Genomic DNA, 21,198 nt, shown 5'->3' on the forward strand with positions numbered 1-21,198 from the left:
CTGGCGATCTACGATGACAATATCCGCCGTGGCACGATGCTCGGCGATGACGAATATTTCCCGGTCACTTCCGTGGAGTGGGGCGCTGATGCATCACAACTTTTCACCTACGACAGCAGCAATTTTAGTTTTGAGCTGTACGTCACCGAGGTTACTCCCGCGGGTGTCTCGATCGGGAAGCGTCTTCCGGGCTTGCCCGGCGGCTATGCCCTCGACCTTCACTACGCGAACGAGCTGATTTATGGTGACAACGGCGTTGTCATCGATCCGGTCAGCGGCTCTCAAGCCGGTATCTTCACCGCACCTGGCGACAGTTCTAATGCGAGCGACCCGCAAGAACTGGTTCCCGATCCGGCGCAGAACCGCGCCTACATGCTCAGCCAGAACTACGGCGATCCGAACGACACCTACCGGCTGACGGCCTTCGATATCGATCGCTATACCCCGCTGCGGACCGTCCAGATCACGCTGGACACAAGCGGTCGAAACAAGCTGCTTCAATGGAATGACAGTCTTGCGATCCTGAGCTACGCGGGCAATGTCTATCTTGTTGACGGTGCCGCGAAGCCTTAGCACTCTGCTCGAACCCCGCGGCGGCGACCAAGCCGCGGGCGGGCCCTGGGCATCAATGCGGCACAGGTAATCCCAGGTTCTTCCACAGCCGCAAGGTCGGATCAGCCTGATTCAACGTGTAGAAATGGATGCCCGGCGAACCACCGTTCAGCACCGCTTCGCAGACCCGGGTGACGACATCCAGCCCGAAGTCGAGCAGTGCCGGCTTGTCGTCCTGCAACTGCTCAAGACGCAGGCGGACGTAGCGCGGGATATCGGCGCCGCAAGCGGCCGAGAAGCGGCTCAGCTGGGCATGGTTGGTGATCGGCATGATGCCGGCGATCACCGGAATCGTGATATTGGCCTTGGCGCAGCGTTCGAGGAAATCGAAGTAGGCGTCGGCGACGTAGAAATACTGGGTGATCGCGGCGTGGGCGCCCGCGTCGACCTTGCGCCGGAAGGCGTCGAAATCGGCCTCCGGGCTCAAGGCTTGGGGGTGCATCTCGGGATAGGCGGCCACTTCCAGCTGGAACGTGTCGCCATGGGTTTCCTGGATGAACGACACCAGTTCGTTCGCGTAGCGGAAATCGCCCGGCGCGCCGGTGCCGATGGCGGTCGCCGGCAGATCGCCACGCAAGGCGACGATGCGCTTGACGCCGGCTGCCTTGTAGCGATCGAGCAGAGTGGCGATCTTCGCGCGTGAGGAGCCGACGCAGGTCAGATGCGGCGCTGCCTCGATGCCGGTCTTCTCGACCACCTTGACCACGGTGTCGTAGGTGCCGTCCTGATCGGAGCCGCCGGCGCCGTAGGTCACCGAGAAATACTTCGGCTGCACCGCCGCGAGTTGGGCGGCGATGTTCGGTAATTTTGCGACGCCTTCCGGCGTGCGCGGGGGAAACAGTTCAAACGAAAACTGCGGTGCGACGGCGCTCACAGGCGTTTCTCGTAAAAGTGACGGTCATGGCCGTCGCTGTAGTTCTGGATGCTGCCGAAGCGGGTGTAGCCCAGCTTCTCGTAGAAACGCGGCGCCTGGAACTCGAAGGTATCGAGAAAGATGCCGCGATAATTCTTCTCGCGTGTCGCCCGTTCGGCCTCGGCCATCAGCGCCGAACCCAGGCCACGGCGGCGATACGGCTCGGTGATCACCAGAATATCCACGTGCAGCCAGTAGCTGCGCCACTCGCCCAGCAGACCGCCGATGAGGCGGCCTGCTGGATCCAGTGCAGCCAGTTGAAACGGTGCGAAGGGCGCGCGGCCGATGAACTGCTGGTTGTATTCCCGCAGCAGTTCGACGATGGCAGCCGCGGTATCGGTTTCTTGATCCGCGACTGCCGTGATCGACCAGGCGCCCGTCACGCCAGCCTCAGTAGCGGTAATGATCCGGCTTGTATGGACCTTCCACCGGCACGCCGAGGTATTCGGCCTGCGCGGCAGTGAGCTTGGTCAGCTTGACGCCGATCTGCTCCAGGTGCAGCGCGGCCACTTCCTCGTCGAGCTTCTTCGGCAGGCGATACACGGTCTTCTCGTACGTGTCCTTGTTCTTCCAGAGATCGATCTGCGCCAGCGTCTGGTTGGAGAAGGAGTTGCTCATCACGAATGCCGGGTGGCCGTTGGCGCAACCGAGGTTCACCAGGCGGCCTTCGGCGAGGATGTAGATGCTCTTGCCGCCCGGGAAGGTGTAGTGATCGACCTGCGGCTTGATGTTCATCTTCACCACGCCGTCGGCGCTGTTCAGACGATCCATTTGGATCTCGTTGTCGAAGTGGCCGATGTTGCAGACCAGCGCGTTGTGCTTCATCGCCTTCATGTGCTCGAGGGTGATGATGTCCTTGTTGCCGGTGGTGGTGACATAGATGTCGGCCAGGCCCAGCGTGTCTTCGACGGTGTCGACCTGGAAGCCTTCCATCGCCGCCTGCAGCGCGTTGATGGGGTCGATCTCGGTGACGATCACGCGCGCGCCGAGGCCACGCAGCGAGTGCGCGCTGCCCTTGCCGACGTCGCCGTAGCCGCAGACCACCGCAACCTTGCCGGCGATCATCAGATCGGTGGCGCGCTTGATGCCGTCGGCCAGCGATTCACGGCAGCCGTACAGGTTGTCGAACTTCGACTTGGTGACCGAATCATTGACGTTGATCGCCGGCACCAGCAGCTTGCCGGCCTCGACCATCTGGTACAGGCGGTGCACGCCAGTGGTGGTCTCTTCCGAGACGCCGCGCCAGTCCTTGACCACGCGGGTCCAGAAGCCGGGACGCTCCTTGGCAACCTTCTTCAGCAGGTCCTTGATGACCTTGATTTCATGGTTGTCGGACGGCGTGTTGACCCAGTCCGAACCGTTTTCCAGCTCGTAACCCTTGTGGATCAGCAGGGTCACGTCACCGCCGTCGTCGACCACCAGCTCGGGGCCGGTCAGCGTGCCGTCGGGCAGGGTGTGGGTGATCGAGTCCAGCGCCAGATCCCAGTATTCCTCCAGCGTTTCACCCTTCCAGGCGAACACCGGGGTGCCGGCGGCGGCGACGGCAGCGGCGGAGTCGTCCGAAGTCGAAAAGATGTTGCAGCTGGCCCAGCGCACCGAGGCGCCGAGGTGGCCGAGGGTTTCCAGCAGCACGGCCGTTTCCTTGGTCATGTGCAGGGAGCCGGTCAGGCGCACGCCCTTGAGCGGCTGCAGCGGCGCGTACTTGGCGCGGATCGACATCAGGCCGGGCATTTCTTCTTCGGCCATGCGGATGCGCTTGCGGCCGAATTCGGCCAGCGAGAGGTCGCGCACCTTGAAGTCAGTGAACTTTTCAGCGGGTTTCAGGACAGCATTCATGAGCATCGCTCCAGTGTAAAAATCGATTGGAACGGGCGCCGTTGCTGAAAGCCTGCCCCCGAGCCTGGCCGTCATCGCGTGGCGACGGTCGCAGCGCCCCTCGGGAGTCGTGGCCGACATTGTATTCGCCTATGCGGATAAAAGGATAGGCAGGAGCCGGACTGTTTGACCGGCGGCCCGGGCCAGCCGTTTCCTGGCCAACTCGGCATCGGCTTTGCGTACCAAGGACCATGGACAACTCGACCAGCGACACCCGTAACGCCCGCAATGCCGCCGATGCCCCGCTGCGCGAGAACGTGCGCCGCATCGGTGCGACGGTGGGTGAAATGCTCGCCGAGCAGCACGGCGCGGCGTTTCTCGACGGCGTCGAAACGGTGCGCACCACGGCCATCCGTCGCCGCGAAGGCACGGCCACCTCGCAGGAGCTTTCGGCGCTGCTGTCCGATCTGCCGGTGGTCCAGGCGGAATGGCTGACGCGGGCGTTCTCGACCTACTTCCAGGGCGTCAATATCGCCGAGCGCGTGCACCGCATCCGTCGTCGCCGCGATTACGAACGGGCCGGCGCTGCCGCCCAGCCGGACAGCCTGCTCGACGCGCTGCACACCCTGAAAGCGGCCGGCGTCAGCGCCCGCGAACTGTTGCTGTGGCTGGGCCGGCTCGATGTCGAACCGGTGTTCACCGCCCACCCGACCGAAGCTGTGCGCGGCTCGATACTGGAGAAGGAGCAGCAGATCGTCCGCTGCCTGGTCAACGAATTCGATCCCAGCCTCACCGGCCCGGAACGCGCTGCCGACTGGGGCCGCCTCCGCGTAGCGCTGACTGCCAGCTGGCAGACCCGCGAAACCGCCGCGGCAAGACCCACCGTGCAGGACGAATGCGACCACGTCGGCTTCTATCTGAGCGGCGCGATCTACAACATCGTGCCGGCGTTTTACGAAGCCTTCGAGGATGCCATCCGCACCGTTTACGGTACTGAAGTCGAGATGCCGCGCCTGCTGCGCTTCGGCTCCTGGGTGGGCGGCGACATGGACGGCAACCCGAATGTCGGTGCCGACACCATTGCCGATACGCTGAAAAGCCAGCGCGCGCGGATCCTTGAGCGCTATTCGGCCGAGGTCGGCGAGCTGTCCGATAGCCTGAGCCAGACGGCAGATCGGGTCGATGTCGCCGGCGAACTGCTGCGCCGCATCGCCGCTTACAAGACGCTGCTGCCGGAAGCCGGCGCCGCCTTGAAGCCGCGCCACGGCGACATGCCGTATCGCCTGTTCCTGGCCTTGATCCGCGCTCGTCTGCGGGCGACTGCCCACGATGAAGGCGGCGGCTACGAGAACGCCGAAGCCTTCCGGGCCGACATCGAACTGGTCGCCGAAAGCCTGCTCGCCGGCAAGGGTCTGAACGCCGGCTGGTACGCGGTGCGCCGCCTGCTCTGGCGGGTGCGGACGTTCGGTTTCCATCTGGCGCGGCTCGATTGTCGCCAGGATTCGCGGGTCCACGCCAAAGCCATCGACGCGCTGATCGGCAATCCGGAATGGGCGGACCTTGCGGGCGATGCGCAGACCGAAAGCCTGCGCCCTTACGCCGGTGCCAGTGCCAGCTTCGCCGCGTCTGATGACGCGACCGCCGTTCGCTGTACCGCGGTGTTCGCCACACTCGCCGAGTCGATCAACCGCTACGGCGCCGAGGCCATCGGCCTGTACATCATCAGCATGGCGCAGCGCGCTGCCGACGTGCTCGCAGTATTGGCGCTGGCGCGTCATGGCGGGCTGGTTGATGAGCGCGGCCAGGTGCCGCTGGACATCGCGCCGCTGTTCGAAACCGTCGACGATCTTCGCGCCGGCCCGGATACCTTGCGCGCGCTGTTTGCCGACCCGGTCTATCGCGAACATCTCGCCGCCCGCGGCGATCGCCAGGCGGTGATGCTCGGCTATTCGGACAGCGGCAAGGACGGCGGCACCGTCGCATCGAGATGGGGTCTGCAGCGCGCCCAGGTCGAACTGCTCGAAGCCGCGCAGGCCTTCGGCATCAAGCTCAAGTTCTTCCACGGCCGTGGCGGCTCGGCCAGCCGCGGCGGCGGCAAGATCGTCACCGCGCTGATGTCCAGCCCGCGCGGTTCGGTTGCAGGTTCATTGCGGGTGACCGAACAGGGCGAAGTCATCCACCGCAAGTACGGCATCCGCGCGCTGGCCTTGCGCAGCCTCGAACAGATGGTCGGCGCCACCTTGCGGGCGAGCTTGCGCCCGCGCATTCCGGAAGCTCGCGAAGGCGCCTGGCGTGAAGCGATGACGGCGATCTCCAATCACAGCCGCACGGCCTATCGCGGCTTCGTCGATGCGCCCGATTTCGTCGACTACTTCCGCACCGCCACACCGATCGACGTCATCGAAAAGATGACCCTAGGCAGCCGCCCGAGCCGCCGCGGCACCATGGTCGGTGTCGAAAGCCTGCGCGCCATTCCCTGGGTGTTCGCCTGGACGCAATGCCGCTCCGGTCTGACCGCCTGGTACGGCCTCGGCAGCGGTCTCGAACAGGCCGCCGCCGAACTCGGCGAAGCGCGGTTGTTCGAGATGTCACGCGACTGGGCGTTCTTCCGGGTGCTGCTCGACGACACCGACATGATCCTCGCCAAGTGCGATCTCGACATCGCCGAACGCTTCTCGAAATTGTCCGGCCCGCTGCACACAGCCTTCTTCCCGATGATCACCGCCGAGTTCGAACGCACCCGTCACTGGGTGCTGCGCCTGCGCGGCCAGGAAACGCTGCTGGCCAACGAGCCCCGGCTGGCCGAATCGATCCGCGTCCGCAACCCCTATGTCGACCCGATCAGCTTCCTGCAGGTTGATCTGCTGACCCGCTGGCGCGCGTCCGGCAGCAGCGACGACAGCTTGCTGCGGGCGCTGGTGGCGACGGTGAACGGCGTTGCGCAGGGTTTGCAGAACACAGGTTGACGACGGCACCCACAAAAAAGGCCGCATCACTGCGGCCTTTTCGTTTCAGTGATGAAGCCTTACTTCAGCTTCTTCGCCGCATCCTTCAGCAGCTCGGCCTTGTCCGTCTTCTCCCACGAGAAGGCGGTGAAGGTTTCGCCGTTCACCGTCATTTCGTAAGGCTTGCGGCCGAAGTGACCGTAGGCGGCGGTGGCCTGATACATCGGGTGGGTCAGGTCGAGCATCTTGATGATGCCGCCCGGGCGCAGGTCGAAATGCTTGCGGACCAGCTTCTCCAGCGCTTCGTCGCTGACCGTGCCGGTGCCGAACGAGGTCACGAAGATCGAGGTCGGTTCGGCAACGCCAATGGCGTAGCTGACCTGCACTTCACAGCGCGAGGCCAGGCCGGCTGCAACGATGTTCTTGGCGACATAGCGCGCGGCATAAGCGGCAGAACGATCGACCTTCGACGGATCCTTGCCCGAGAATGCGCCGCCGCCGTGACGGGCCCAGCCGCCGTAGCTGTCGACGATGATCTTGCGACCGGTCAGGCCGCAGTCGCCCACGGGGCCGCCGATGACGAAGTTGCCGGTCGGGTTGATGTGAAACTTGGTCGCCTTGCTGATCCACTTTTCCGGGATCACCGGCTTGATGATCGATTCCATGACCGCTTCGCGCAGGTCTTTCAGCTTGATGTCCGGGCTGTGCTGGGTCGACAGCACGACCGCATCGACGCCGACGGCAACGCCGTTCTCGTAGCGCAGCGTGATCTGCGACTTCGCGTCCGGGCGCAGCCAGGCAAGGCCGCCCTTCTTGGCCTTGCGAATCTTCGACTGCTGTTCGACCAGGCGGTGCGCGTAGTAGATCGGCGCCGGCATCAGTTCCTTGGTCTCGTCGCAGGCGTAGCCGAACATCAGGCCCTGGTCGCCGGCGCCGATGTCCTCGGCAGCCTTTTCCTTCTTCTTGGTGCCGTCGACGCCCATCGCGATGTCCGGCGACTGCTTGCCGATGATGTTCAGGATGCCGCAGGTGGCGCCGTCGAAGCCGACGTCGGAGGAGTTGTAGCCGACATCGATGATGACCTTGCGCACCAACGCTTCGAGGTCGACCCAGGCGGAAGTCGTGACTTCACCGGCGACGATCGCGACACCCGTCTTGACCAGGGTTTCGCAGGCGACGCGGGCGCGCTTGTCCTGGGCGAGGATCGCGTCGAGCACGGCGTCTGAAATCTGGTCGGCGAGCTTGTCCGGATGGCCTTCGGAGACGGATTCGGACGTGAAGAGATAGCTGCTCGTGGCTTGAGTCACTGCGGGTTCCTCGTGTGATCGGGTCATGCGGATAAGCAGATAGCGTAATGCAAGGTGGTGACCCCTGCATAAGAACGAATGCGCCGGGCCTTGTCGCCAGCTTGGCCAGGCGAGGGCAAGGCTACAATCCGGCGCACTGCGCGGTGAGTGTGCCGCGCCCCTCGATGCAAGGAGATGACATGGCGCTGACCCCATCGACGATGCTGCCGCTGGCGACGCCGGCGCCGGCCTTCAGCCTGCCGGACACCGTCAGCGGCCGCAGTCTGTCGCTGGCCGAGCTGCAGTCAGACCGCGCGACCGTGGTGATGTTCATCTGCAATCACTGTCCTTACGTGATCCATATCCGTGACGGCCTGCTGAAGCTGGCGCAGGACTACATCGCGCAGGGCGTTTCGTTCGTCGCGATCAGCAGCAACGATGCCGCGAATTACCCGGATGACGCGCCGGACAAGATGGCGGCGCTGGCGCAACGGGAGCACTTTCCGTTTCCCTATCTGTATGACGAGTCGCAGACCGTGGCGCGCGCCTATCAGGCGGCCTGCACGCCGGATTTCTTCGTCTTCGACGGCGTAATGAAACTGGCCTACCGCGGTCAACTCGATGATTCGCGTCCGGGCAATGGCAAGCCGGTGACCGGCGTTGATCTGCGGGCCGCGCTGGACGCTCTGCTGGCAGGACGCGCGGTTGGCGAGAACCAGATTGCCAGTGTCGGTTGCGGCATTAAATGGAAACGCGTTTGAGCCTCCCAGGCTGGCAGCTGAACCGGTGCGCCGCGCGCACCACTTCGAGGCAATAACGATGACCACGCAGGACCAGACTTTCGATCTCGCCGTGCTGGGCGGCGGCAGCGGCGGCATCGCCACGGCGCGGCGTGCAGCGCAGTACGGGGCCAAGGTGGTGTTGATCGAGCCGGCGCGCTTGGGCGGCACCTGCGTCAACGTTGGCTGCGTGCCGAAAAAGCTGATGTGGCATGCCGCGCAGATCGCCGGCACCTTGGCCGAAGCGGCCGGCTACGGCTTCGAGCTTTCCGCGCATGGCCACGACTGGTCGACGCTGGTCGAACGCCGCGAGGCTTATATCCGGCGCCTGAATGGCATCTACCGGGACGGGCTTGATCGCGATCGCGTGAGCCTGGTCGAAGGCTATGGTCGTCTGCTGCCGGATGGCCGCGTCGCTTGCGGGGACACGGTGATCGCTGCGCGCCACGTATTGATCGCCACTGGCGGCAAGCCGCAGCGGCCGACCATTCCCGGCGCCGAACTGGGCATCGATTCCGATGGTTTCTTCGCGCTGCAGGCGATGCCGAAACGAGTCGCTGTGGTCGGCGCTGGTTATATCGCCGTCGAGCTCTGCGGCGTGCTGCGCGCGCTTGGGGCGGAAGTGACGCTGATCGTTCGCGGGCAGCGCTTGTTGAGCAGCTTCGACGCCATGCTCGGCGAGGCCTTGAGTGCGGAATTGGTGCAGCAAGGCGTGCACATCCGCTACGGCTGTGAGGTGCGGCGACTCGAACGGCAAGACGGCAGCCTGAGCGCAAGCCTGAACGATGGTGCGGCCATCGCCATCGACACCTTGATCTGGGCGACCGGTCGCCGTGCCAATACCGAAGGGCTGGGGCTGGCCGAAGCCGGAATCAAGCTCGATGACGCCGGCCATGTCGTCGTCGACGACTGGCAGGACAGCAGTCGCGAAGGCGTGCACGCCGTCGGCGATGTCACCGGCCGCGTGCCGCTGACGCCCGTGGCGATCGCGGCGGGGCGTCGGCTGGCCGATCGTCTGTTCGATGGTCAAAGCGAGCGCAAGCTCGATTACGCGAACATCGCCAGCGTCGTCTTCAGCCATCCGCCGATCGGCACGGTGGGCTTGAACGAAGACGCTGCACGGAAGCAGCACGGTGATGCGGTCAAGATCTACAGCACGCGCTTCAAGGCGCTTTATTACGGCCTGCTGGAGCACAAGCACGAGACGGCGATGAAGCTGGTCTGCGTCGGGCCGGAGCAGAAAGTCGTCGGCGTGCACGTGATCGGCATCGGTGCGGACGAAATGATCCAGGGCTTTGCCGTTGCAGTGCGGATGGGGGCCAGCAAGCGCGACTTTGATGACACCGTGGCGATCCATCCCACCAGCGCCGAAGAGTTGGTGACGATGCGCTGAGCGTTTGTCAGGCAGGGCGCGCCAGCGTCAGGCTCGCTTCATGATGCGGGACGGTTCATTCTTGAATCGTCGCTAACCATACGATTATTAAGGTTTTAAGACCGCTTCATTACCTTGCTTATTGCCGTAACAGGTCAGTAGTATTCGGCCTTCCCCGTTTCGCCGTGCAGCTTTGGTGCGAGTCTTGCGAGCACCTCGCCATACCCTCGGCGCTAAGAACCAACCTTTCGGAGTACCTCACGTGGCAGTCAGTCTCATCAATATTGCGGCCGAAGCCGCCGGCAGCATCAACCCGGCCGACCTTTCGATCATGAGCCTCGTGCGGCAGGCAGACCCGGTGGTCAAGGGCATTCTGCTGCTGCTCGGCTTTTTCTCCGTCTGGAGTTGGACGGTGATGATCGAGAAGTTCTTTGCTGTTGCCAAAGCCAACGGTGCCATCAATCGTCTCGAGAACAAGCTCGAGACCGGCACGCTGGAAGACATGATCAATTACTCGGACGACAAGCAGCATCCGCTCGCTTCGGTCATCGAAGCCGGCAATGCCGAGTGGCGCGAAGGTTCAGGCGAGCACAGCCACGAAGCGCTGCACGAAGTGCGTGATCGCATCGAACATGCGATGCGCCTGGAAATGTCCAACGAGATCCGCCGCCTGAACAAGGGCTTGCCGTTCCTCGCGACGGTCGGTTCGGCTGCTCCGTTCGTGGGCCTGTTCGGCACCGTGTGGGGCATCATGAATACCTTCACCGGCATCGCCGCCAACCGCGACACCTCGCTGGCGACCGTTGCTCCGGGTATTGCCGAAGCGCTGTTCGCGACCGGCATCGGCCTGGTCGCGGCAATCCCGGCGATCATGGCCTACAACAAGCTGTCGACCGACATGGGCCGCTACTCGGGCCGCATCGGCACCGCAGTGGGCATCTACGCCGGCCGTCTGGCCAAGCGTTTCGCCCCAGGCGCCAAGAGCTGACGCCATGGGCCTGAACGTAAAGGTCTCGTCAGGAGACGGCGAAGAAGGCGAGATGTCGCCGGTCGCCGAAATCAACATCACGCCGATGGTCGACGTGATGCTGGTGCTCCTGATCATCTTCATGGTCACGGCGCCACTGATGCTGCCGACACTTCCGATCGAACTGCCGAAAGCCTCTCTCGACGAGATGGGCAAACCGCGCGATCCCCTCATCATCTCGATCGATACAGCGAACGAGTACTTCATCAACAATGGCCCGCTGACCCAGCAGGTGCCCTTCGAACAGCTCGGTGAAGCCTTGCGCGCCATTTCGGCGAAGCAGGCTGATAACCTCGTCTACATCCGCTCCGACAAGGGCGTGGAATACGGCAAGGTCGTCGATCTCATCAGCCTCGTCGGCGCTTCCGGGTTCTATAAGGTTTCGTTGATGGCCGAAGCCCAGCAGTGACGGGCTGGAGCTATACCCAGTGAGCAATCCTCCCAAGAAGGGCAAGCAGACGTGGAGTACGGGACTGATCGTCTCGATCATCTTCCACGGCACGCTGATCCTGTTCCTCATCCAGCTGGTGCGACCGACGGTGAATCTGCCGCCGAAGGCCAAGAAACAGCTGATCGTCGAACTGGCGCCACCCCCACCTCCTCCACCCCCACCGCCGCCACCCCCACCGCCGCCGCCCACGCCGCCGCCGAAGGAACCGCCGAAGATCGTTCCGACGCCGTCTCCGACGCCGCCGCCGATCGAAGCACCGACGACCAACGCACCGGATGCCGTGGATGTGCCAACGGTGCCACCAGCGCCACCGCCAGCACCACCGGCACCGCCAGCGCCTCCAGCGCGGGCAGTCGGCACCGGCGTGCCTACGACGTACTACAACACGCTGCAGAGCGTGATCCAGCAGAACGTGCAGTACCCGGCCAAATCCTTGCGCAACGAGGAAGAGGGCGTGGTCAAGCTGCGCGTGCAGATCTCCCGCGATGGCTCGATCCTCGACGTGCAGCTGATTACCAAGTCGGGATTCATCGAACTGGACAAGGAAGCCAAGGAAGTGTTCAAGCGCATCGGCAAGTTCCCGCCGGTGCCGGCGACCGTGAGCCCGGAGTACACCGAGTTCCTCGTCGAGCTGCCGATCAACTTCACCTTGAACTGATCTGAAAAGCCGCTAATTACGGCTATGTCGTACATAAGAGGGGCCGACAAATGTCGGCCCCTCTTTTTTGGGGCTGGGCTAAAATGCAGCCCCGCTTGCAATTCAACGTACCGGGCCGCCCGCATCCGATGATCGTCCGGGGCGTGTCCGCGATCATGGCGATCCACCGACCTTCAGAGGAACATCATGGCAGTCAAAGTTGGCATCAATGGTTTCGGCCGCATCGGTCGCAATGTGCTGCGTGCTGCTGTGCAGAACTTCGGTGGTGACATCGAAATCGTCGCGATCAACGATCTGCTCGAGCCCGATTACCTCGCCTACATGCTGGCTTATGACTCCGTGCACGGCCGCTTCAAGGGCGAGATCGCGATCAAGGACGGTGCGCTGTTCGTCAACGGCAAGAAGATCCGCCTGACTCAGGAACGTGATCCGTCCAACCTGAAGTGGGCCGACGTCGGTGCCGAAGTGGTCATCGAATCGACCGGCCTGTTCCTCGACAAGGTCACCGCGCAGAAGCATCTCGATGCCGGCGCCAAGAAGGTGGTGCTGTCGGCGCCGTCGAAGGACGACACGCCGATGTTCGTCTACGGCGTCAACCACAAGACCTACGCCGGCCAGGCGATCATTTCCAATGCGTCCTGCACCACCAACTGCCTGGCGCCGCTCGCCAAGGTTGTCCATGACAAGTGGGGCATCAAGCGTGGCCTGATGACCACCATCCACGCCACCACGGCAACGCAGAAGACCGTCGACGGTCCGAGCAACAAGGACTGGCGCGGCGGCCGCGGCATTCTCGAGAACATCATTCCGTCCTCGACCGGCGCTGCCAAGGCTGTCGGCGTCGTGATTCCGGAGCTGAACAAGAAGCTGACCGGCATGTCGTTCCGCGTGCCGACCTCGGACGTCTCGGTGGTCGATCTGACCGCCGAACTCGAAAAGCCGGCAACCTACGCCGAGATCTGCGCCGAAATGAAGGCGCAGAGCGAAGGTGCGCTGAAGGGCGTGCTCGGCTACACCGAAGACAAGGTCGTCGCGACCGACTTCCGTGGCGAGACCTGCACCTCGGTGTTCGACGCTGAAGCCGGCATCCAGCTCGACTCGACCTTCGTCAAGCTGGTCAGCTGGTACGACAACGAGTGGGGCTATTCCAACAAGTGCCTCGAGATGGTCCGCGTGGTGGCTGCGAAGTAAGCCCAGTACGCCACGACGGCAATCTGAACAGGGAATCGGGAATCGTTGACGCGATTTCCGGTTCCCTTTTCTTTTGGCCGATTCTGGCCAGCTCCCGCTACCCGATTTCCCCTTTCCGGATTCCGATCATGAAATTCAAGAAGCTCGCTGACCTCGATCTTACGAACCAGCGCGTGTTCATTCGCGCCGATCTCAACGTGCCACAGGACGATGCCGGCAACATCACCGAAGACACCCGCGTCCGCGCCTCGATTCCCGGCATCAAGTTGGCGCTGTCGAAAGGCGCGGCGGTGATGGTCACCTCGCATCTCGGCCGTCCTACCGAAGGCGAGTTCAAGCCGGCCGATTCGCTGGCCCCGATCGCTGCCCGCATGAGCGAACTGCTCGGCCAGCCGGTGAAACTGGTGCAGAACTGGGTCGATGGCGGCTTCACGGTTGCCCCGGGCGAAGTCGTGCTGCTCGAGAACTGCCGCTGCAACAAGGGCGAAAAGAAGAACAGCGAAGAACTCGCCGAGAAGATGGCCAAGCTCTGCGACGTCTATGTCAACGACGCTTTCGGCACCTCGCATCGCGCTGAAGCAACGACCCACGCGCTGGCGCTGAAGGCCAAGGTGGCCTGTGCCGGCCCGCTGGTCGCTGCCGAACTGGAAGCGCTGGGTGCTGCGCTCGGCAATCCGAAGCGGCCGCTGGTGGCCATCGTCGGCGGTTCGAAAGTATCGACCAAGCTGACCATTCTCGATGCATTGGCCGACAAGGTCGATCAGCTGGTCGTCGGCGGCGGCATCGCCAACACCTTCATGCTTGCGGCGGGCTTGTCGATCGGCAAGTCGCTGGCCGAGCCGGATCTGGTGCCGGAAGCGAAGCGCATCATCGACAAGCTGAAGGCACGTGGTGCTTCGGTGCCGATTCCGACCGATGTCGTCTGCGCCAAGGCGTTCTCGCCGACGGCGGTAGCGACAGTCAAGAAAGCGACCGATGTGGCGGCCGATGACCTGATTCTCGACATCGGCCCGGATACCGCGCAGCTGCTTGCCGAGATCATGGTCAGCGCCGGCACCATCGTCTGGAACGGCCCGCTCGGCGTCTTCGAATTCGATCAGTTCGCCAACGGCACCAAGGTACTGGCGGCGGCGATCGCCAAGTCATCGGCGATGTCGATCGCCGGTGGCGGTGACACCGTGGCAGCGATCGCCAAATTCGAGATCAGCGACCAGGTCGGCTACATCTCGACGGCCGGTGGCGCCTTCCTCGAATTCCTTGAAGGCAAGACCTTGCCCGCGGTAGCGGCACTGGAAGCGCGCGCCAACGGCTGAGATTCAGGGCTTTGTTAAAGAAAAAGGGCAGCCCATGGTGAACCGGGGCGGCCCTTTTTCTTGGATCTGCGGGCCTTACTCGCCAGCAGGCTTGTCGGCCTTGTTGGATAACTCGTTGAAGTAGGCGTTGGCATCGGCCACCGCCTTGTTCGAGGCTTCCGCGTGCTGATTCGCGGCCTTGCCGTGGACTTCGGAATAGTTGCGCACGCAAGCCTGATAGTCGGTCAGTGCGGCGTTGTACTTATCGGCCTTTTCCTTGACCGAGAACGCTTTGACGATCGGCGGTTGCACGCAGGTCGGCGGCGCTGGCGCGGTTTCCATCTCCAGCGGCGTGTAAGGCGTGAAGTTCACGTCTGGATCCTGGCTTGCGGGGGCAGCGGCCGCAGGGGCTTTTTTCTTGATCCGCGTAGCGGTCCCGGTTTCGGCGGCGGTCGGAGCACCGGACGGGGCAGTGGTCTGGGAAGTGTTCTGGCCCCTGGTCTGGGCGAAGCCGAGCACGGGCACCAGCAGCAGCGCGGCGATCAGGGTTTTCATTGAAGCCTGTTTCATGAATGTTCCTGGCCGCATGGCGGCCTGATTGCGAGGACAGCCGCGATCCTAGCAAAGCATGGGCGGGGCGGGCGTTGGGGTCATTCGGCTACACTGCCAGTCCTCCCTTTTCCTGTCATTCGGACCCGGTTTCCATGCGCTTCGAAGGTACTCACGACTACGTTTCAACCGATGATCTGACCTTGGCCGTCAATGCCGCCGTCACCTTGCAGCGGCCGCTGCTGGTCAAGGGTGAGCCGGGCACCGGCAAGACCCGGCTGGCGATGGAGGTCGCGAAATCGCTGGGCATGCCGTATTACGAGTGGCATGTGAAATCGACGACCAAGGCGCAGCAGGGCCTGTACGAGTACGACGCGGTATCGCGCCTGCGTGATTCGCAGCTCGGCGATTCCAAGGTCAAGGACATCGGCAACTACATCATCAAAGGCAAGCTCTGGGAGTGCTTCGAGAGCGAGACTACACCGGTGCTGCTGATCGACGAGATCGACAAGGCCGACATCGAGTTCCCGAACGATCTGCTTCGCGAACTCGACCAGATGGAGTTCTACGTCTACGAGACCAAGCAGCTGGTGAAGGCGAAGAATCGCCCGGTGATCATCATCACCTCGAACAACGAGAAGGAACTGCCGGACGCGTTCCTGCGCCGCTGCTTCTTCCATTACATCCGCTTCCCGGACAAGGAGACGATGCAGAAGATCGTCGACGTCCATCACCCGGACATCAAGAAGAATCTGCTCAAGGAAGCGATGGAAGCATTCTTCGGCCTGCGCGAACTGCCTGGCTTGAAGAAGAAGCCGAGCACGTCCGAACTCCTCGACTGGCTGAAGCTGCTGATGGCCGAGGACATCGATCCGGCGGCGTTGCGCGAAACCAGCGTCAAGAAAAGCCTGCCGCCGCTTTACGGTGCGCTGCTCAAGAACGAGCAGGACGTGCACTTGTTCGAGCGGATCGCCTTCATGGCGCGGCGTTCCAACTAGACCATCCGCTTCGAGAACCGGGAATCAGACCTCGGTTCTCGTGCAGCGAAGGCGGCTCAGGCGGCCTTTCGGAGCTGATCGAGCCTGATCAAGGTCGGGCCACGCATCACGTCGGCGATGCTGAACTTCTTCAGGCCATCGATGAAGCTGCGTTCGGCACGATCGAGCACGCCTTTGAGAATGCAGGCGCCGTGCAGCACGCAGGGGCCGCGCTCGCAGTCCGCCATCTGGCCGCTGCCTTCCATCGCTTCGACGATCTCGCCGATGCATAGCGCTTCGGGCGGGCGGGCCAGGCGCAGGCCGCCGTGCCTGCCGCTGATCGATTCGATATAGCCCAGCTTGCGCAAACCCTGCGCAACCTTGTGCATGTGGTGCGTGGAAACTCCGTATTTCCCAGCGATCTTCGCCACGCTGACGGGCTTGTCCTTGCCGGCGCCTGCCAGATAGACGAGCAGGCGCAGCGAGAAATCCGTGTAGAGAGAAAGACGCACTCCAAGCTCCAGTCGACTTTGTCGAAGCTTATCCCCAAACGATCGGAGGCAGGCAGCCAGATTTGCTCATCTGATATATGGCATTTGAATTGCTATATATTTAGCTGGGCTCATCGGGGGGCTCGAAAACGGGAAAATTCCATGGCGTCCGGACAAGCAAGAAGGCGCGTCATGCTGGTGTACGACGACACAGCGCGTCTGCAGGTGTTGGAGGCGATGATGGCGGCTGAAGGCCTGCCGGTCGTGGGCCGATTCGATCCTCTGGCCAATCTCGCCGTTGCCGTGGCCCAGCTGCAGCCGGATATGGTGCTGATCAGCGTCGGCGTGCCGAGCCACGAAATGCTCGAGCGCCTGGCGCGGCTGCAGCGTGACCAGCCCAGAGCCATGGTGCTTTTCGCGGACCAAAGTGACGCCGATACGACACGGCGCGCGGTGCAGACCGGCGTCAGCGACTACATCGTCGGCGGCTTGCATCCCGCGCGGCTGAGTTGCCAGCTCGAGGTAGCAGCCACGCGTTTCGAATGGCAGCAAAATCTGCGCGAGGAGCTTGATGAGGCGCGCATCCGGCTCGCCGATCATCGCGACATCGGCAAGGCCAAGGGCTTGATCATGAAGCGGCGCGAGCTGGACGAAGCCGAGGCCTATCGGCTCTTGCAGAAGATGGCGATGGATCGCAAGCAGCGGATCGGCGATTTTTCCCGCATGTTGCTGGTGGCAGCGGACGCCCTGTAGGCGCGCGAGTCTTGAGACAGATCGCGTGGCTCAATAATACGAGCCCGGCTTGAGCGCTGCCGTTTCGTCCCCAGATATCGTGCAGCGCCGCCGTGGCGCCCGAGATCGTCGAGGAGAACCGCATGCTGAACCGAATTTCCGCCCTGCTGATGGTCGTCGTGACCCTGGCGCTGTCCGGCTGCGGCTACAACACGCTGCAGTCGCAGGACGAGCAGATCAAATCTTCCTGGGCCGAAGTGCTGAACCAGTACCAGCGCCGTTCCGATCTCGTGCCCAATCTGGTGTCGACGGTGAAGGGCTTCGCCGCACAGGAAAAGGATGTGCTGCTCGGCGTGACCGAGGCGCGTGCCAAGGTCGGCGGTATCAATGCCACGCCGGAACTGCTGAACGATCCGGCCGCATTCAAGAAATTCACCGAAGCGCAGGGTGAACTGAGCGGCGCGCTGTCGCGCCTGCTGGTGGTCACGGAAAACTATCCGCAGCTGAAATCGGATGGCCTGTTCCGTGATCTGCAGGCGCAGCTTGAAGGCACCGAGAATCGCATTACCGTCGCCCGCAAGCGTTACATCGATTCGGTGCAGGCCTACAACATCACGGTGCGCAGCTTCCCGTCGAACCTGACCGCGATGGCCACCGGTGCCAAGACCAAGCCGAGCTTCGAAGTCGAGAACGAGAAAGCGATCTCGGCGCCGCCGAAGGTCGATTTCGGCAGCAGCCCGGCGCCTGCCCCAGCGCCTTGATCGGCCCCAAGTCCTAGCTGGCGATGATCCGCACGCTGAGTGCGTTGTTGCTGTCCGGTGCGCTGGCACTGGCCAGTCTTGCCGCGCCGGCCGACGTGCCGGCGCCGGCATTGGCCGCGCGGGTCACGGATCAGACTGGCACCTTCAGCCCGGCCGATCAGGCCGCGCTCGAAGCCAAGCTGGCCGCGCTGGAAACCCGCAAGGGCAGTCAGATCGCGGTGCTGATGGTGCCGACCACCGAGCCGGAAACCATCGAGCAGTACGGTCTTCGCGTTGCGGAAGCCTGGAAGCTCGGCCGCAAGGGTGTCGATGACGGCGCGATCCTGATCGTTGCCAAGGATGACCGGAAGCTGCGCATCGAAGTCGGTTATGGCCTCGAGGGCGCGATGCCGGACGCGATCGCCAAACGGATCATTCGCGAAGACATCGCGCCGCTGTTTCGCACCGGCGATTACGTGGGCGGCATCAACGCCGGTGTCGACCGGATGATCGCCGTCGCCGATGGTGAAGCGCTGCCGCCGCCGAAAGCGCGACGTGGCGCTTCGGGCTCATCGAAACATCCGCCGTTCGAACTGTTGTTCGTCGCCTTCTTCGTCATCTGGGGCGTGATGAGCGCGGTCAAACGCGCGCTCGGCACCGGGCTGGCGTCGATCGGCGTCGGCGGCATCGTCGGCGTCGTCGCCGCTCTATTGCTTGCATCGATTGTCGCCGGCGTGGTCATTGCCGTCGTTGCTGCGATCTTCGCGGCAATCGCCTGGAGCAGCGGCGGCGGACGCGGCGGTGGCTTCGGTGGCGGCCTCGGCGGCTTTGGCGGCGGCGGCTTCGGTGGTGGAGGGGGTGGTTTCGGCGGCGGTGGCGGCGGCTTCGGTGGTGGCGGCGCTTCGGGAGACTGGTGAGATGAGCCGCTCGACGAACCCGATCATCCGCTGGTCTCGGCATCTGTTCACCGGTGTGCTCGCCGTGCGCCGTGCCTTTCCGCCAGCGGTGATGAATCAGATCACCGACGCCGTGCGCGCCTGCGAAAGCCGGCATCCGGGCGAGATCCGCTTCGTCATCGAAGCCTCGCTGGAACCGCACGAACTGTGGGCCGGGCTGAGTTCGCGCGAGCGCGCGGTGGACGTGTTCTCACGCCTCAAGGTCTGGGACACCGAGCACAACAACGGCGTGCTGATCTATGTGCTGTATGCCGATCACGCGGTCGAGATCGTCGCCGATCGCGGTGTCGGCAACGGCAAGGTCGATCCGGGCGAATGGCAGCTGGCCTGCCAGCGCATGCGCGATCATTTCCGCAGCGGCGAGTTCGCCGCGGGCGCGATTGCCGGCGTCGAAACGGTGGCCGAGGTGTTGTCGCGTCACGCCTCTGGCCGCGCCGATGTCGGCAACGAATTGCCGGATGCGCCGCTGATCTTGCGCTGAAGTCAGTCTGCGCTTCAGACGAGCGGCGTCAGGTCGCTTTCGGTTACCCGCCACAAGTACCAGCTCCCCACCGAACGATAAGGCGCCCACTTCGCGGTCAGCGCCAGGGACGCTGCGTCATCGAGCTTGGCGCCGCCGTTGTGCAACCGGTTCAGGCCATTGCGCAGGCCGACGTCGCCGAGCGAGAACACGTCGAGTCGATCGAGCGCGAAGATCAGGAACATCTCGGCGGTCCAGCGACCGATGCCGGGTAGCGCATCGAGCACGGTGATCGCCGCTTCATCGTCCATCTTGCGCAGTTTGGGAAACGACAAGCTGCCGCTAGCGGCGGCCTCGGCCAGCGCCTTGAGCCATTTCGCTTTCGCATTCGACAGGCCGCAGGCGCGCAGCGCCTCGTGTTCGGCGCTGATGAAATGCAGCGGCAGGAAGCGCTTGCCGGCACCGGTGGCCAGCGCCACTCGTGCCTGAATGGTGTCGGCCGCCTTGATCGACAGCTGCTGGCTGATGATCGAATTGCACAGCACGTGGAACGGATCGCGACGGCTGCTGCCGATCGTGCACGGCCCGTGACGATCGATGACTCTTGCCAGCTTCGGATCGCAGGCACGCAGGTGGGCTTCGGCGCTGCGCAGCGTGTCGGGTTTGATCATGGGCGCGGACTGAGTGAGGAAGGCGGACTGCGACGATCGCCGCGCTAGAATGCCGGAAACCTTTCAGCGTCTTGTTCGCCATGCTTTTCGGATTTTTCCTGACCCTGCGCGCCGCTGGCCTGAAACCCGGGCTCGGAGAGTTCCTGACTCTGCTCGAAGCGCTGAAGCAGAAGGTGGTGATCTACTCGATCGACGATTTCTACCTGCTGGCGCGGATGACGCTGGTCAAGGACGAAAGTCATTACGACCGTTACGACCGCGCGTTCGCCGCCTATTTCAAGGGCGTGGAAGCGGTGTTCGACCTGTTCGCCGGCCAGATCCCGGATGACTGGCTGCGTCGCGAGATGGAAAAGCTGCTGAGCGACGAAGAGAAAGCCAAGATCGCTTCGCTCGGTGGCTTCGAGGAGTTGATGGAAACGCTGAAGAAGCGCCTCGAAGAGCAGAAGGAGCGCCATCAGGGCGGCAACAAGTGGATCGGCACCGGCGGCACCTCGCCGTTCGGCAACTCCGGCTACAACCCCGAAGGCGTGCGCATCGGCGGCGAAGGTGGCAACAAGCGCGCCGCCAAGGTCTGGGAGAAGCGCGAGTTCAAGAATCTCGACGATTCGATCGAACTCGGCACCCGCAACATCAAGGTGGCGCTCAGGAAGCTGCGCAAGTTCGCGCGCCAGGGTGCGCCGGATGTGTTCGATCTCGATGGCACCATCGAATCGACCGCGCGCAACGCCGGCTGGCTCGACATCAAGATGGTGCCGGAGCGCCACAACGCGGTGAAGGTGCTGCTGTTCCTCGATGTTGGCGGCTCGATGGATCCGCATGTGAAGGTCTGCGAAGAGCTGTTCTCCGCCTGCAAGACCGAGTTCAAGCATCTCGAGTACTACTACTTCCACAACTTCCTGTACGAAAGCGTGTGGAAGGACAACCGCCGCCGCCAGGCCGAGCGCATTCCGCTGTTCGACGTGCTGCGCAAGTACACGGCGGACTACAAGCTGATCTTCGTCGGCGACGCGACCATGAGCCCCTACGAAATCCTCTATCCGGGCGGCAGTGTCGAGCACTGGAACGAGGAAGCCGGCGCGGTCTGGTTCAAGCGTCTCACCGAGGCTTTTCCGCGCGCGGTCTGGCTGAATCCGGAGCACGAGGAACGCTGGGAATACACGCCGTCGATCACCGCGGCGCGCGAGCTGATCGGCGAAGACCGGATGTTTTCGCTGACCCTCGCCGGGCTCGACAAGGCGATCAAGCGGCTCAGCCATTGACCGGGTCTGCGGCCTGAACAAA

Annotated in this window: 22 protein-coding genes and 1 riboswitch; of the genes, 15 read left to right on the forward strand and 7 right to left on the reverse strand. The window is 63.3% G+C overall.

Annotated features, from left to right (window positions below; genetic code table 11):
- Positions 1-573 (forward strand): hypothetical protein (locus Q0D45_RS09240; RefSeq protein WP_293391658.1); only part of this gene is annotated, 573 nt, incomplete at its 5' end.
- Positions 574-625: 52 nt separating this feature from the next.
- Here the strand turns inward: Q0D45_RS09240 and metF are convergent.
- The 3 genes from metF to ahcY are packed head-to-tail and all read right to left on the reverse strand — an operon-like array spanning position 626 to position 3,361.
- Positions 626-1,486, reverse strand: a complete 861-nt coding sequence (gene metF, locus Q0D45_RS09245) for a methylenetetrahydrofolate reductase [NAD(P)H] (protein WP_293391661.1) — start codon at positions 1,484-1,486, stop codon at positions 626-628.
- Positions 1,483-1,908 (reverse strand): GNAT family N-acetyltransferase, encoded by a 426-nt coding sequence (locus tag Q0D45_RS09250; RefSeq protein ID WP_293391663.1) that lies wholly within the window; start codon positions 1,906-1,908, stop codon positions 1,483-1,485. Before Q0D45_RS09250 ends, metF begins: the two co-directional genes overlap by 4 nt.
- Before the next feature lie 7 nt (positions 1,909-1,915).
- On the reverse strand, positions 1,916-3,361 hold the full coding sequence (gene ahcY / locus Q0D45_RS09255; RefSeq protein ID WP_293391666.1) for an adenosylhomocysteinase: 1,446 nt from the start codon (positions 3,359-3,361) through the stop codon (positions 1,916-1,918).
- A gap of 26 nt (positions 3,362-3,387) precedes the next feature.
- A riboswitch (S-adenosyl-L-homocysteine riboswitch) is annotated at positions 3,388-3,469 on the reverse strand.
- Positions 3,470-3,591: 122 nt separating this feature from the next.
- Between ahcY and ppc the strand changes: the two genes are divergently transcribed.
- Complete coding sequence (ppc, locus tag Q0D45_RS09260) at positions 3,592-6,306, forward strand: phosphoenolpyruvate carboxylase (protein ID WP_293391669.1); 2,715 nt, start codon at positions 3,592-3,594, stop codon at positions 6,304-6,306.
- Positions 6,307-6,365: 59 nt separating this feature from the next.
- Here ppc and metK read toward each other — a convergent pair whose 3' ends face one another.
- Positions 6,366-7,592 carry a methionine adenosyltransferase gene (metK, locus tag Q0D45_RS09265; RefSeq protein WP_293391672.1) on the reverse strand — a complete coding sequence of 409 codons (1,227 nt, stop codon included), beginning with the start codon at positions 7,590-7,592 and terminating at the stop codon, positions 6,366-6,368.
- A 179-nt stretch (positions 7,593-7,771) separates the two neighbouring features.
- On the opposite strand from metK, the gene Q0D45_RS09270 reads away from it, so the two are divergent.
- From Q0D45_RS09270 to Q0D45_RS09300, 7 genes are all read left to right on the forward strand, one after another.
- Positions 7,772-8,332 carry a thioredoxin family protein gene (locus Q0D45_RS09270; protein ID WP_293391675.1) on the forward strand — a complete coding sequence of 187 codons (561 nt, stop codon included), beginning with the start codon at positions 7,772-7,774 and terminating at the stop codon, positions 8,330-8,332.
- A 58-nt stretch (positions 8,333-8,390) separates the two neighbouring features.
- The gene (gorA, locus tag Q0D45_RS09275) at positions 8,391-9,743 is read left to right on the forward strand and encodes a glutathione-disulfide reductase (protein ID WP_293391677.1); all 1,353 of its coding nucleotides are present in this window, start codon (positions 8,391-8,393) and stop codon (positions 9,741-9,743) included.
- A gap of 241 nt (positions 9,744-9,984) precedes the next feature.
- Positions 9,985-10,710, forward strand: coding sequence for a MotA/TolQ/ExbB proton channel family protein (locus Q0D45_RS09280; protein WP_293391680.1), 726 nt, complete (start codon positions 9,985-9,987; stop codon positions 10,708-10,710).
- Between the two features lie 4 nt (positions 10,711-10,714).
- Positions 10,715-11,158, forward strand: a complete 444-nt coding sequence (locus Q0D45_RS09285) for a biopolymer transporter ExbD (RefSeq protein ID WP_022974842.1) — start codon at positions 10,715-10,717, stop codon at positions 11,156-11,158.
- 19 nt (positions 11,159-11,177) lie between these two features.
- Entirely contained in the window at positions 11,178-11,858 is a 681-nt protein-coding gene (locus tag Q0D45_RS09290; RefSeq protein WP_022974841.1) for an energy transducer TonB, read from the forward strand.
- Positions 11,859-12,044: 186 nt separating this feature from the next.
- Entirely contained in the window at positions 12,045-13,049 is a 1,005-nt protein-coding gene (gene gap, locus Q0D45_RS09295) for a type I glyceraldehyde-3-phosphate dehydrogenase (RefSeq protein ID WP_293391686.1), read from the forward strand.
- 128 nt (positions 13,050-13,177) lie between these two features.
- On the forward strand, positions 13,178-14,362 hold the full coding sequence (locus Q0D45_RS09300; RefSeq protein ID WP_293391689.1) for a phosphoglycerate kinase: 1,185 nt from the start codon (positions 13,178-13,180) through the stop codon (positions 14,360-14,362).
- Positions 14,363-14,437: 75 nt separating this feature from the next.
- Here Q0D45_RS09300 and Q0D45_RS09305 read toward each other — a convergent pair whose 3' ends face one another.
- On the reverse strand, positions 14,438-14,911 hold the full coding sequence (locus Q0D45_RS09305; protein ID WP_293391692.1) for a hypothetical protein: 474 nt from the start codon (positions 14,909-14,911) through the stop codon (positions 14,438-14,440).
- 134 nt (positions 14,912-15,045) lie between these two features.
- Here Q0D45_RS09305 and Q0D45_RS09310 point away from each other — a divergent pair, with 134 nt between their 5' ends.
- Positions 15,046-15,888 (forward strand): MoxR family ATPase, encoded by an 843-nt coding sequence (locus tag Q0D45_RS09310; protein WP_022974837.1) that lies wholly within the window; start codon positions 15,046-15,048, stop codon positions 15,886-15,888.
- A gap of 56 nt (positions 15,889-15,944) precedes the next feature.
- Here the strand turns inward: Q0D45_RS09310 and Q0D45_RS09315 are convergent, their stop codons facing one another.
- A complete protein-coding gene (locus tag Q0D45_RS09315; protein ID WP_293391697.1) occupies positions 15,945-16,379 on the reverse strand; it encodes an Rrf2 family transcriptional regulator in 435 nt (144 codons plus the stop codon).
- Between the two features lie 18 nt (positions 16,380-16,397).
- On the opposite strand from Q0D45_RS09315, the gene Q0D45_RS09320 reads away from it, so the two are divergent.
- From Q0D45_RS09320 to Q0D45_RS09335, 4 genes are all read left to right on the forward strand, one after another.
- Complete coding sequence (locus Q0D45_RS09320) at positions 16,398-17,111, forward strand: ANTAR domain-containing protein (protein ID WP_293391700.1); 714 nt, start codon at positions 16,398-16,400, stop codon at positions 17,109-17,111.
- A gap of 122 nt (positions 17,112-17,233) precedes the next feature.
- Entirely contained in the window at positions 17,234-17,851 is a 618-nt protein-coding gene (locus Q0D45_RS09325; protein ID WP_022974834.1) for a LemA family protein, read from the forward strand.
- Between the two features lie 23 nt (positions 17,852-17,874).
- Positions 17,875-18,747: a TPM domain-containing protein gene (locus Q0D45_RS09330; protein WP_293391703.1), complete on the forward strand. Its 873-nt coding sequence runs from the start codon at positions 17,875-17,877 to the stop codon at positions 18,745-18,747.
- Position 18,748: 1 nt separating this feature from the next.
- Positions 18,749-19,267 (forward strand): TPM domain-containing protein, encoded by a 519-nt coding sequence (locus Q0D45_RS09335; RefSeq protein WP_293391706.1) that lies wholly within the window; start codon positions 18,749-18,751, stop codon positions 19,265-19,267.
- A 14-nt stretch (positions 19,268-19,281) separates the two neighbouring features.
- On the opposite strand, the gene Q0D45_RS09340 is transcribed toward Q0D45_RS09335, so the two are convergent.
- A complete protein-coding gene (locus Q0D45_RS09340; protein WP_293391709.1) occupies positions 19,282-19,917 on the reverse strand; it encodes a DNA-3-methyladenine glycosylase in 636 nt (211 codons plus the stop codon).
- Between the two features lie 80 nt (positions 19,918-19,997).
- Here Q0D45_RS09340 and Q0D45_RS09345 point away from each other — a divergent pair, with 80 nt between their 5' ends.
- Positions 19,998-21,176, forward strand: coding sequence for a VWA domain-containing protein (locus Q0D45_RS09345; RefSeq protein WP_293391712.1), 1,179 nt, complete (start codon positions 19,998-20,000; stop codon positions 21,174-21,176).
- Positions 21,177-21,198: the final 22 nt, after the last annotated feature.

It is taken from the genome of Nevskia sp. (assembly GCF_023266035.1).
Classification (GTDB): Bacteria; Pseudomonadota; Gammaproteobacteria; order Nevskiales; family Nevskiaceae; genus Nevskia.